The organism is Candidatus Weimeria sp. HCP3S3_B5, assembly GCF_052064335.1.
GTDB lineage: Bacteria > Bacillota > Clostridia > Lachnospirales > Lachnospiraceae > Weimeria.
In genome coordinates this window covers 63981-77005 of record NZ_JBQHVU010000009.1, presented here as the reverse complement: position 1 = coordinate 77005, position 13025 = coordinate 63981, and the positions used below count along the sequence as shown (strand labels likewise).

At 46.0% G+C, this 13025-nt stretch carries 11 protein-coding genes; 10 read left to right on the top strand and 1 reads right to left on the bottom strand.

What is annotated here, in order from left to right:
• Position 1: 1 nt before the first annotated feature.
• Positions 2-958, top strand: a complete 957-nt coding sequence (locus ACTNCK_RS06060) for a glycoside hydrolase family 25 protein (RefSeq protein WP_441081630.1) — start codon at positions 2-4, stop codon at positions 956-958.
• 8 nt (positions 959-966) lie between these two features.
• On the opposite strand, the gene ACTNCK_RS06055 is transcribed toward ACTNCK_RS06060, so the two are convergent.
• Entirely contained in the window at positions 967-1686 is a 720-nt protein-coding gene (locus ACTNCK_RS06055; RefSeq protein ID WP_441081628.1) for an HAD family hydrolase, read from the bottom strand.
• 172 nt (positions 1687-1858) lie between these two features.
• Between ACTNCK_RS06055 and ACTNCK_RS06050 the strand changes: the two genes are divergently transcribed.
• The 9 genes from ACTNCK_RS06050 (at position 1859) to fliD (ending at position 12988) form a co-directional block, all read left to right on the top strand.
• Entirely contained in the window at positions 1859-2134 is a 276-nt protein-coding gene (locus ACTNCK_RS06050) for a flagellar biosynthesis anti-sigma factor FlgM (RefSeq protein WP_441081627.1), read from the top strand.
• A gap of 179 nt (positions 2135-2313) precedes the next feature.
• Complete coding sequence (locus ACTNCK_RS06045) at positions 2314-2826, top strand: flagellar protein FlgN (RefSeq protein ID WP_441081626.1); 513 nt, start codon at positions 2314-2316, stop codon at positions 2824-2826.
• A 21-nt stretch (positions 2827-2847) separates the two neighbouring features.
• Positions 2848-4794: a flagellar hook-associated protein FlgK gene (flgK, locus tag ACTNCK_RS06040; protein WP_441081625.1), complete on the top strand. Its 1947-nt coding sequence runs from the start codon at positions 2848-2850 to the stop codon at positions 4792-4794.
• 8 nt (positions 4795-4802) lie between these two features.
• Positions 4803-7325, top strand: a complete 2523-nt coding sequence (locus ACTNCK_RS06035) for a FlgK family flagellar hook-associated protein (RefSeq protein WP_441081624.1) — start codon at positions 4803-4805, stop codon at positions 7323-7325.
• A 4-nt stretch (positions 7326-7329) separates the two neighbouring features.
• A complete protein-coding gene (locus ACTNCK_RS06030) occupies positions 7330-9132 on the top strand; it encodes a flagellin N-terminal helical domain-containing protein (RefSeq protein ID WP_441081623.1) in 1803 nt (600 codons plus the stop codon).
• A 12-nt stretch (positions 9133-9144) separates the two neighbouring features.
• Entirely contained in the window at positions 9145-9609 is a 465-nt protein-coding gene (gene fliW, locus ACTNCK_RS06025) for a flagellar assembly protein FliW (protein ID WP_441081622.1), read from the top strand.
• Positions 9610-9612: 3 nt separating this feature from the next.
• Complete coding sequence (gene csrA, locus ACTNCK_RS06020; RefSeq protein ID WP_441081621.1) at positions 9613-9828, top strand: carbon storage regulator CsrA; 216 nt, start codon at positions 9613-9615, stop codon at positions 9826-9828.
• Positions 9829-9960: 132 nt separating this feature from the next.
• Positions 9961-10404 (top strand): flagellar protein FlaG, encoded by a 444-nt coding sequence (locus ACTNCK_RS06015; protein WP_441081620.1) that lies wholly within the window; start codon positions 9961-9963, stop codon positions 10402-10404.
• A gap of 13 nt (positions 10405-10417) precedes the next feature.
• Positions 10418-12988 (top strand): flagellar filament capping protein FliD, encoded by a 2571-nt coding sequence (fliD, locus tag ACTNCK_RS06010; RefSeq protein ID WP_441081619.1) that lies wholly within the window; start codon positions 10418-10420, stop codon positions 12986-12988.
• Positions 12989-13025 lie beyond the last annotated feature (37 nt).

Sequence of the window (13025 nt, the reverse complement as noted above, 5' to 3'; positions counted from 1 at the left end):
TGTGAGAAAAAGGATAATATCGGTATTTGTATTAGCTTTTGCATGTTCACTTGCTCTTACGGCCTGCGGAGCAGGCGGGGAGGCAATGAAGGAGAAAAGGGGGAAAGCTTCAGTAAATGCGGGCGAAAAGGAACAGAGGTCTAAGAGGGCATCTTACAGGGATAGAAGCAGCGTGCAGGAGAAGCCGACAAGGCATAAATTCAAGTTTCGCGATGTATACGGACAGACCTATGAGACCTATACAGATCCGTCCATTCCGGCAAATGAGTATGATGACAGAAGCTTTGTCCATAATGGCAGCTTTCTTTCCTATAAGGATGAAGGGCACAGCTCCAGGATGGGCGTGGATGTATCAGGACATCAGGGCAGTATAGACTGGAAAAAGGTAAAGGAAGCCGGGATAGACTTTGCCATAATAAGGATAGCCTACAGAGGCTATGGCCATACAGGAAGCCTTAATGAGGATAGTCTTGCAAGAAAAAATATCAAAGATGCAGAGGCAGCAGGCCTGGATGTGGGTGTTTATGTGTTTTCCCAGGCTATAAATGAGAAAGAGGCAGCAGAGGAGGCAGACTACGCGATCTCGATCCTTGGCGGGAGGGATCTTGACCTGCCGGTATGCTATGATCCTGAGCATATCCTGCTAAAGGACCATAGCAAGGATCCGGCTGCCCGTACATCATCTGTAAGCAGGGAACAGTTCACGAGGAATGCCTCTGCCTTCTGTGACCGTATAAAGAAGGCCGGCTATAAGCCCATGGTCTATGCAAATATGCTCTGGGAAGCCTATTCACTGGATCTGTCAGCGCTAACGGATATACCTGTATGGTATGCCGATTATGAGAAGCTGCCCCAGACACCATATGATTTTGATTTCTGGCAGTATTCGAACGAGGGGGTAGTTCCGGGAATAAGCGGGGCGTGCGATATGGATATACAGATCATAGCAGGCCAATAGGGAAGCCCTCAGGCCATTTCTATAGCATCAAGGAGCTCCATGGCTGATGAAACTATTTTTTCTGCAGGGAGCTTCTCAAGGAAGGCTCTGGAACGGAAGCCCCAGTCTACGCTTATCACGTCGAGGCCGGAGTTCTTTCCGGTTGCGAGATCCACTTCCGAGTCACCTATATATACACATTCATTAGCGGATAAGCCTAATGCCTGCAGGCATTTATTTACCATGTCAGGAGCGGGCTTTCTTTTTATGCCATCCTTTTCTCCGAGAGCGAAATCAAAGAGCCCGGGGAACTTGTCCTTTACAAGAGTAGCTACTGCGGGATCAGGCTTGTTGGAGACGACAGCCGTCCTGATCCCGCGCTCTCTCAGGGATGACAGGAGCCTGGGGATGCCGGGATATGGGCCGGTCTTTATATCACAGTGAGTATCGTAGTAGGGCCTGTAGATCTGGGAAATGCGATCTATCTCGGCCTCGTCACTGAAGCAGTCATCCGGCTCATCGGGAGTGCCTATCAGGCAGAGCCTGTCCTCCGGGAAACCGTTCTCTACCGAAAGAGCGCGCTTTATTGCAACATAGACGCCACTACCGAAAAAGGCTGCTATATCAGCCCTTGAAAAGTCATGCCTGTGGCCTGCCTGCTCCATTGCATGATCAAGGGCGCTTGTCAGGTCAGAGAGTGTGTCCAGGATTGTTCCATCCATATCAAAAATCGCTGCTTTATATGCCATCAGATGATCCTTTCAAAAAACGGCAGACCTTCCTGCCTTCGGTTTCAATAGTATATATTAAATGTATTTATTTGTAAACAAAAGTTTTAAAAAAAGGTGTTAAGAAAACAGAGGCAGCTACCGATACAAAAGGTGAAAAGAAAAATTAGAGTAACGGAAAGGAGTGTCCTGTATGAGAATCAGTGCTTATAATGCTATAACACAGGTATATCAGACAAGGCGGCCTTCCGGTTCCAAGGCTTTAAAGAGGGCTAACGGACAAGACGAGGTAGATATCTCTTCTGCAGGAAAGGATTTTCAGACGGTTAAGGAAGCTCTTTCACAGGCTTCTGATGTGAGAAGCGATCTTGTAGCTGCGATGAAGAAGAAGTACAGCGGTGATGTTACGGTGGATCCGGGAGACTTTGCAGATGTTCTGCTGTCAAAGTATAACGGATTATCACTCTGATAGATTTGATTCAAGCCCGACTGGCAACAGGGAGGTTTATGTCAGGCAGAGGATGCGTACAAAGTTCACCCTTGTTCCAGGGACGGGACGGCACACGGACAGCAGAGACTGTCCTATGATGGGCGGATTGTCTTGCGGATAGCGCAGGATGGTCCGCTCATTGCGTATAGGAGATCAGGATGGCAAGTCTTGCAGGAGAACTGCTTTTGATAATGCAGCAGGAGAAGAAAGGATACGAAGCCTTATATGACCTTTCCCAGAAGAAAAGGAAGGCTATAGGGGGAAGGGATCTCGAGCTTCTCACACAGATCACAGATCAGGAAAATGATATAGCAAGTGATCTGAAGAACCTTCAGAATAAAAGAATAGAGAATCTTAAGGACATGTCAGTTGTCTTAGGCCATGACGACACAGTCCTTACGGTCACGCAGGTGATATCGCTCCTGTCGGGTCAGCCCGATGAGCAGAGGGCTCTTGAAAAGGCGAAGGATGACCTGGTCAGGGCTGCAAAGCGTGAGCATGATATCAACGAGCAGATACAGATTCTTTTGAGTCATGCGATGGAGCTTACGGAGTTTGATATGAATCTTCTTGAGGAGATCAGGAAGGCTCCGCAGACAGCGAATTATAACAGGAAAGCTTATAATACAGGCGATGTCCTTCCAAACGGCGGATTCGATCTGAAGCAGTAAGCACGAAAGGCAGACAGATTTATGGCAAATGGTTTTGGCAGTCTCTATATAGGGGCCAGCGGCATAAAGAGCAATCAAAACGCCTTGAATGTCGTGGCTAATAACCTGTCTAATATTAATACAAGTGGATATGTCCGTCAGAGAACCATCTTCTCTGACGCTGATTACAATAAATTCAACAGGGCATCTGTCTCCGACCAGTGGAGCGGGCTTGGAGTAGCGATCGGAGATGTGGTCCACAAGAGAGACCAGTTTCTTGATATGGCATACCGCAAGGAGAGCGGCAGGCGCGAATTCTATGAGGCCCAGTATACGGCATCTACAGAGGTAGAGACTCTTTTCAGCGAGGGTGTCGGAGCACAGTTTTCGGACTCACTGTCAGGACTCAGGGAGGCCTTCAATGAGTTTGCCAAGACTCCCGATGCGGAGGAGGTAGACAACCTTGTAGTCCAGAAATCACAGCTTTTCGTAAGCCGTGCCAAGGGCGTATATGCGGGGATGAGCGATTATCAGGACAATATCAATCAGAAGATTTCTGATGATGTGGACCAGATCAATGCGCTCGGCAAGCAGATATACAAGCTCAATATCAAGATATCCCAGACGGAGGCCGGAGGAGTCGAAAAGGCAAAGGATGCAAGGGATGTCAGGGATCTGGCTCTGGATAAGCTGTCAAAGCTTGCCAATATATCCTATTCCGAGGACCCGGCCGGAGTAGTCAGGGTCAAGCTTGAGGGCATGGATTTCGTGGGAGCAGACAGGGTTTTCGAGCTTGGTATGCTTACTGATAAGAGCACAGGCTTCAAGACCCCCTACTGGCCTAATCTTTCCAACGCCACAAAGGGAGATTACGTAAAGGTATTCAATACAGCTCTTACAGACACGAATGCTGATCAGGATATAGGTGAGCTTAAGGCCATGCTTATAGCAAGAGGCGACAAGAGAGCCACCTACAAGGATGTGATAGGCACCCGTCCCAAGGGGGACGATCCCTATTCATATGAGTATTCCAACGGCGATATCTACAGATACAAGGAAGGATACTATTACGAGACGGATGAGAATGGCGATGTCTCAACCATCCACGGGCTCTCAAAGTCACTTATGATGAGTGAGCAGTCGGAGTTCGATCTGATGATGCACGAGATGATGACAGGGGTCAACAACTATCTTTCTCCTATAAAGAGCATGGGAGACTTAAGCGACATCGAGAAGTCCGGAGACAGTGAGTACACCAGGATAATAAGCCAGTATCTGAAGAGCAATGACGGAAATACCATTACGGCTCTTGACGATGAAGGCAAGCCGCATCAGTTCACGATAGGAAACGATACAAGGGTACTTGATGAGGACAATGCCATTTACGGATCGGACAAGAAGCTGCCGCCCCGTGAGCTCTACAGCAGGAGATCATTGAGCAGATATTCCTCATTCACAGTCAATTATGACATGGATGCTGATGGCAATGTCACAGTAAAGACAGATGGCTCAGGTCAGTATTCGAAGAAACTCTACCTTTACAATGAAGAGGATTCGTCCGATACAGCTACCATGTATACTCTCGGAGAGATAGAGGTAAATCATGACCTGGTAGAGAATCCGCAGTATATTCCTCACAGGCATACAAATGATGATATAGCTCAGGATGTCTCTGAGAAGATCTATGATGTCTGGGAGAAGAATACTTACCAGCTCAACGCAGTTGACAATACTCCTACAAGCTTCGAGAATTTCTATACGAAGATGATGGATGAGCTAAATAACAAGGGCAATACATACAAGACCAATTCGGAATCGATAAAGACTACAGCTGATTCGATAGAGTCTAGCCGGCAGCAGGTCATCGGAGTAAATGCTGATGAGGAGCTGTCAAGCATGATAAAGTATCAGAATGCATACAACGCTTCCAGTCGGTATGTAAATGTGATAACACAGATGATAGATGTGCTGCTTAATTCGATGCAGTGAGGTGAAATATGTCATCAACCTTTTTTGGCCTGCATATAGCCGGTTCAGGGCTTAATGCGGCAAATGCAAATATTAATACCACAGCGAACAATGCCTCGAACGTGAATACAGAAGGGTATTCCAGGCAGGTTGTAAACGTATCGGAGTCCTCGTCGCTTAGGGCCTATACCAGATATGGCAGTGTAAGCACAGGAGTATCAACCGATTCAGTGACAAGGGAGAGGGACCAGTATTACAATCAAAAGTACTGGCAGAATCAGTCTGACTACGGCTATAGCTCGCAGAAGCAGTACTATATGAATCAGATCGAGCAGTATTTTACTGATTCGGCGTCAAACCCGGGCTTTTCGACAGTCTTCGCAAAGATGTTTAATGCTCTCGATTCACTAAAGTCCAACTCGGGTGACATATCGACAAGGACCAGCTTCATAAGTACATCAAAGGAGCTCTGCTCTTATTTCAACCAGACCTCCTCCAATCTGCAGTCCCTTCAGACCGCAGTAAATGATGATATAAAGACCTATGTCGACAAGATCAACTCTATCTCCCAGAAGATCTCGGTCTTAAACAGCAAGATAAATGTAGTTGAGACCGGATACGGACATCCGACCGCCAATGAGCTGCGCGACGAGAGAGAAAAGCTTCTTGATGAGCTTTCGACGATAGTGTCTGTTGACACCAATGAGGTAAAGCTTAAGGATACCCGGTCTGTAGAGGAGCATAAGAAAAATAAAAATGTCGAGGAGGTCTGGAACGGAGCCACCGAGTTTACTGTAAAGGTAAACGGGCAGACTCTTGTAGACGGAGATAAGTACAATGCCATAACTGTTTCTACAAGGGAAAACAGATACAATCAGTCGGATGTAGAGGGACTCTATGATGTGGTCTGGAAGAAGGACGGCACATCCTTCCCGGTCTGGGGAGACAACCAGAGAGGAATCCTTAGAGGACTCTTTGAGATCCGCGATGGAAATGATCTGGAGAATATGAAGGGAACCGCGTCTCTTTTTTATCCGCAGACATATACGCTGAGCAACAATACAACGGCCCAGGCAGATGGTACAGAGGATCCTGCATCAGGAAATATATTCACAAATGATGCGACAAAGGCCGGTCAGCTGGTAAGAGATCCGTATGGCAATCTGGTCCAGAACCTGAAGAATACGACGAATACCTTCATTAAGATGACTCTTCCGTCGGGTGGAATGGCTGCTGATGAGCTTTCGCTTCCGTCCAATGGTACCGTGCTCGTAAACAACCATTACTATGACTACAGTGGATTTACTGCCCAGACAGATGACAATGGAAAGATAATAAGCGTGGTCTTTGAACTCGAGCACAAGATCCCGTCCAGTCAGGTCGGACATATAGCGGGAAATACGATGACAGTCGGAAGCTCGGTTGATTTCAAGGGAATACCTTATTATCAGAAGCAGATGAATACCTTTGTAAGATCCCTTTCAAGAGCCTTCAACAAGATCCAGAAGAAGGGACAGGATGCAGATGGCAAGGCAGGTCAGGCGCTTTTTGTAGCAAACGACAGGTCCATGGACAGGGAAGGGAATTTTTCTCTTGAGGCTGATAATAGTGACAGTACCTATATAGACAGTGAATACTATGAGTATGAGAGGGCTGAGGGAGAGATCACGAGACAGACGGCCGGGACCGGGACTACAGCCATCTATAAGGATGCAAATGGCAATGAAGTCGATGAATACGGCTATCGCCTTAGGACAGTAAAGGATGCCGGCGGCAATGATGTCAAGGAAAGGATACCAGTCTATGAGTATGAATATCAGACGAATCCTGACGGCAGCATAAAGTATGATAACAAGAAGGATTCAAAGGGCAATATAGTCTATGACAGACTCGGTAACCCTGTACAGGTACCGGCTAAGAAGGAAAACCCTAATTATGATCCTAAATCATCGGATCCGGTAAAGGCAGACAAGTACCTGCTTAAGACAGACTCCAATGGAAATCCGCTGCAGAAGGTGAACTCGTCAAGGGAGACAACCCATGCCATCGGACTCAGCTATGACACTAATACAGGAAACGTCACCTACTACGGGGGCGTTATTAGAGATACAGATGATACCTACTACAGACTGACAGCAGCCAATTTCTCTATCTCATCTGAAATGGAGAATGATCCGAACAAGCTGTCAACGACCATCAACAAGGCCTATGACGAGAACTTGAATCTTGGTCAGGACGCATATGATCTGATGTCTCAGATGGCTAAGCTGCAGAGCAATGTAGCGCTCTACCGCGGAGGAACTGCTGATAAGTTCCTCGAAAGGATATATGCTGATGTCTCTGTAGATACTCAGGAATGCAAGACATTCACTGAGAACTACAAGACTATACAGCAGGCGGTCGACAAGCAGAGACAGTCCGTATCAGGAGTAGACTATGATGAGGAAGCGCTGAATCTGATGAAATATCAGCAGGCATATAATCTTTCAGCCAAGGTGATATCTACACTTACAGAGATGTATGACCGGCTGATCCTTAATACAGGAGTATAAGTCTATGAGAATCACTAACAATATGATAATGAATAACGCCCGTGTCAATATCAATGGCAATAAGCTCGCAGTAGACGCAGGCGACAATCAGATGACCACTCAGAAGAAGATACAGCGTCCATCAGATGATCCTGTTGTAGCAGTAAGATCTCTCCGTTTCCAGACCCAGCTGTCGAAGATCGATCAGTATCTGAATAAGAATATAACAGACGCTGAATCCTGGATGGATATCACTGAGTCAGCCCTCAATAATACAGTAAGCTGTATGACAAGACTTAAGGAGCTTACCAATCAGGGGGCAAATGATATCAACAACGAAAACGACAGGAAGTCAATACTTCAGGAGATAAAGCAGCTGCAGCAGGCCATATTTTCCGAGGGAAATGCTGACTGTGCCGGACGTACTGTCTTCACTGGCTACAGGACAGACAAGAATCTATGCTTTACATCAGATGATGTGAACTCAAAGTACAATATTACGCAGGAGCTGTCGTATGATGACCTGACGAATTTCAGGTATTATAATAATAAGGTGACAGCACCGGCAAATCCTGAAGAGGTCAATAACTACGGCAAGACAGGACTTCAGAATGATGACCTGAATATTCAGGAGTCAGAGTACAAGAGACTGCGTCTGAACTATGATGACATCACGAATGTGGATAGCGTGACCTTTTCTTATACGACAAATGATGGTATTACAGTCAGCAATCAGGTAAATTTTTACAATGATAATGATATTGACAAGACCAAGGTTCCGCCACTTGTAAGCTATAACAAGACTGAAGAGAGTGGCTATGGTAAAAATGGATACGACGGTTCAGTCAAGAGGCCTGTATATTCAGATGATGGCAAGACCACATATGTGAATTATTCGTATGTTGATAAGCCAGCAACGGCTGATAATATCACTGCAGTGGATAAGACCGGAAAAAATCAGACAACGCCGACTGAGTTCGAACCAAAGCAGGTACTCGTATTTGCCAATGAGGATGACTGGGCTGACTGGTCGAGTAAGAATGCAACACCCGATGATCTTAAGAAGACGAAGTACGTCCCAGATGAGGCAGTAGTCCTGATTAAGAATACAGGCGATCTTGTCTTCGGGAAAAATGCAGCAGGCGACATGGCATCAAAGAAGGCAACAGTCAGTGTCAATTATGACAAGAACGGTTTCATGGCAGGTGAGCTGAAGCCGGAGTATTACTATGACTGCGTGGACAATACTGATCTGGCCAACAGACAGGTGTACAGGAGAAGCGACATCAGATACGATATCAATTATACTGTAGCGGTAAATCAGGAGCTGGCAGTCAATATACAGGCTCAGGACTGCTTCGATTCAGGTATCCTGCAGGATATCAATGATCTGACTCAGGCTATCACTAATACACAGAATGCAGCAGACAAGGTATCAAAGCTTAAGAATATGCTTTCGGACTCAGCCTATCAGGATCCTGATACTCAGAAAAAGCTTAACAGCTGGCTTTCGGCTGCCCAGAGGGAGTACGATTTTTATAATGACAATATGGGCAAGCTCTTAGATACTGTCCATGGAAATGTAGACAAGTATCTGGACAAGGCCGACAGTGCAGTCACAAAGCTTGGCTGCAAGGGCGATGAGCTGTCCCTTACCAAGTCAAGGATGGATGATCAGGATCAGACCGTAAAGGATCTGCAGAGCAAGAATGACAATCTGGATATATCAGAGATAATGATAAACTATACCCAGTCATATACGGCCTATCAGTCATCTCTTATCGCTGCGGGAAAGCTGGGCCAGCAGTCACTTCTTAACTATATCTGAGGAGGAAAATAAATGAAGGTTGATACAAGATTATTCGGCACCATAGATATCGCTGATGATAAGATAATAGAATTTCCGGATGGTATAATAGGCTTTCCGGATCTGAAGAGGTTTACTCTGATATATGACAGCGGCGATAAGGAGAAGAGCAGGGCTCTTATGTATCTGCAGTCTATGGATGAGCCGCAGTTTGCAATGCCGGTCGTCATGCCAAATGACATTTTCGTGGACTACAACCCTACCATAAATGACGATCTGCTTTCCGGCATTGGCGAACTCACACCGGACAGTACATATGTGCTGGTGACTATCACAGTGCCTAAGGACATAACAAAGATGACTGTTAACCTTAAGGGCCCGTTTGTGATAAATACCGATACTCTTAAGGGAGTCCAGCTGATGGTAGAGGATGATGTCTCGGTAAAGGAGCCGGTCTACGAAATCCTTAAAAGCCGAAAGGCCGGAAAGGAGGAGTGAGAGATGCTTGCGCTTACAAGAAAAAAGGATGAGTCAATCATCATAAATGGAAATATAGAGATCACGATAATGGAAGTAAAGGGAGACCATGTAAAGCTGGGTATACAGGCTCCCAAGAATGTCCCTGTATACCGTAAGGAGATTTTTGAGCAGATCCAGAAGGAAAATAAAGAAGCCATGCAGTCACAATCAATGGACGGACTCAAGGATCTTTTATAATGTATCTAAAAAAATACAATCCGCGCCATGGGGCGGCTTGTATTTTTTTGCATTGGGACCGATATAAAAAGTAAAGCAGTAGGAAGCTTTTTGGCACAAACCATATATAAGGACACACGGAGGTGACTATTTATGGGTATTTCAGTTAGCTCTGCAGGATATGCGAACCAGGGAAGTTTCGCTGATGCAGGGACAGTCACACAGAATGTTAATACTACACCTTGGACGGATAAGGCCGTCTCAGATGATACAGCAGAACCTTCAGCAAGGACGGATGTCACTGCCGTTGATGCGGAGCAGGCTCTGGGGAAGGCATCTGAGAATGCTTCCACACTAGATAAGAAGCTTGATGAGAAGCATAATGAGCAGATAAGGAAGGCAGTATCTGAGATAAATAAGAAGGCTAACGGTACAGAAGCTGTTTTTGGCATACATGACAAGACTAACCGTGTCACGATAAAGATCGTAGACAAGGAGACGAGAAAGGTGCTGAGGGAGTATCCGCCAGAGGAGACTCTTGATATGATAGCAAAGGTATGGGAATTAGCCGGAATCATGGTTGACGAAAAGAAGTGACAGGAGGATATATATGTCAAGCCCTATAAGAATGACAGGAATGACCTCAGGTCTGGATACAGAGTCTATAGTTACGGCTCTCACGTCCGGCTACAAGTCAAAGGTTGACAAATACAAGCAGCAGCAGACCAAGATATCCTGGAAGCAGGATGCCTGGAAGAATATCAATAAAAAGGTCTACAGCCTCTATACCTCGCTTGATTCCATGCGTTTTTCTGCCAACTGGAAGCTGCAGAAGGCCAGCTCGTCTGACACGACAAAGGCTACGGTTACATCGAACGGAAAGGCCTTCACAGGCACCCAGACTCTTCGAATAGCAAGTATCGCGACAGCTGCCTCGATGACAGGTGGGAAGCTGGCTGATAATATAAGCGGCTCATCGACCCTTGCAGATCTGGGATATACAGATGGAAGCTCTGCGACTATCACAGTAAATGGCAAGAGCTTTGCGGTGGACAGTAGGACGACTGTTGATAGCTTTGTAAACAGTCTACAGTCCAATGGATTGAATGCGAATTTTGATTCAGCCTCTCACAGGATCTTTGTAGCTGCAAAGAAGAGCGGAGCGGCAAATGATTTCTCTATAGAGGGAGATTCTAACGGTGTCAAGGTACTGCAGAGCCTGGGCCTTCTTTCAGGCTCTAAATCGACAAAGGCATATAATACCTATAGTTCCCTTCTGGGATCAGATATTTCATATTCTGATCAGGCAGGACTTGCCCTTACAAGCGGTACGACTACAGACAGTGCAGTGCTTGAGGCTCTGAAGAAGAATATAGATGCTATGGCAGACAAGTACAACACCGCCATGACAAACAGCGGCATGTACAGCACTGATATCTCAAAGATCAGTGATGATCTGGCCTATGTCTTTACCTTCAGGAGCTATAATGAGGATCTGGCCAAGTATGCATCAGGGACAGGCCTTGATACGCTTGATTCTGCTGTGTCGGATCTGTCTAAGATGGGAAGCGACAGCCTTTTTGTCGGAAATACAGAGTATAAGCTTACAGACAGCGCCAATGGCATCTATTCAGCCGATGGCGGGACTACGAATTATAAAAAGAATGACAATGGAGATCTGGTGGAGGTCGAGAAGGATTCCGACGGCAGCTGGAAGGAGACCAATGATTCTTCAAAGACTATCGCAAAGGATACGATAAAGACCTTCAATGACAAGCTTGCTTCTTCATCAGCATACGATACGATTGCTAAGGCCCTGTATCCGTCAGTTGCAGGCGACAAGCTTAGCGACGACCAGAAGAAGGCCATCACAGAGGCACTTTCATCGCTTGTAAGCAGCAAAAGGTCTATAGATAAGTTTGAGAGCACGGATGTTACGACATCTACCACACCTGACTCTGCTTCCGGCTCTGCTTCGGCTCAGGCAGTTCAGAGCAGACAGGATGTGATCGCTCTTGTAAAGGGCAGTTCCTCATCATATAAGGCCTCTTCATATAGTGCTGATGATGTGACAGCTGCGATAACGAAGCTTAATCAGGCATCAGCATACTGGAAGAATGAAAAGGCGGCCGCTGATCAGACTGTATCAGACAGCTCTCTTGTAGCATCCTTTGCTGCAAAGAAAACCAGTGATGCTGCTGCATATAAGTCTGCAGTTGCAGAACTGGCCCAGACAGCAAGGACAGCCTTCAATAATCAGTATGAGACCAATAAGGCCATTGACAGCTCACAGTCCGGCTCTCTTTCGATAAAGAAAAACGGTACCGATGCTAAGATCTATCTGAATGGTCAGGAATATAGGCAGGATTCCAATAATTTCACTGTAAACGGTCTTACTATCACAGTATCTGGCGTTACTGCCAATGCAGAATCAGGCGGTAAGGAAAATGAGGATGGAGACAGCATAAGTATTTCCAACCAGGTCGATACTCAGGGGATCTATGACAAGATCAAGAACTTCTTCTCTGTATATAACGATGCCATAAACGAGCTCACAGATGCATTCAATGCTGAGAGCTCAAAGGGCTATGATCCTCTGACAGAGGACCAGAAATCAGAGATGAGCGATACCCAGGTCGAGAAATGGGAGAAAAAGGCCAAGGCCGGACTCCTGAGAAATGATTCGACTCTTAACAGCATAATGACATCGATCACCAACTCCATGCTTGGCTCCTTTACAATAGATGGCAAGAAGATAAGCCTTTCTACGTTCGGCATCAAGACAAAGGGTATTCTGAATGCAGCGACCAACAGGCAGTATGAGTACCATATAGACGGTGACGAGGATGACGAATCTTCTTCCTCCAACGCTGACAAGCTTATGGCAGCCATAAATGAGGATCCGGATTCAGTGATCTCCTTCATGCAGCAGCTGACCAACAAGCTCTATACGAATCTTGACAAGAAGATGAAGAGAACATCTCTTAAGACTGCATACACCGTCTATAATGACAAGGAGATGGCAAGTGAGTATTCAAGCTACAACAAGCTTATAAAGGAATGGGAGGACAGGCTTTCTACTCTTGAGGATTCCTACTACAAGAAGTTCTCAAAGATGGAGACGACACTCCAGCAGCTTCAGAGCTCTACAAGCTCTCTTACAAGCTCCTTAAGCAGCTGATGAAACTAACAGGAAATACAGACAAAGGATACAGACG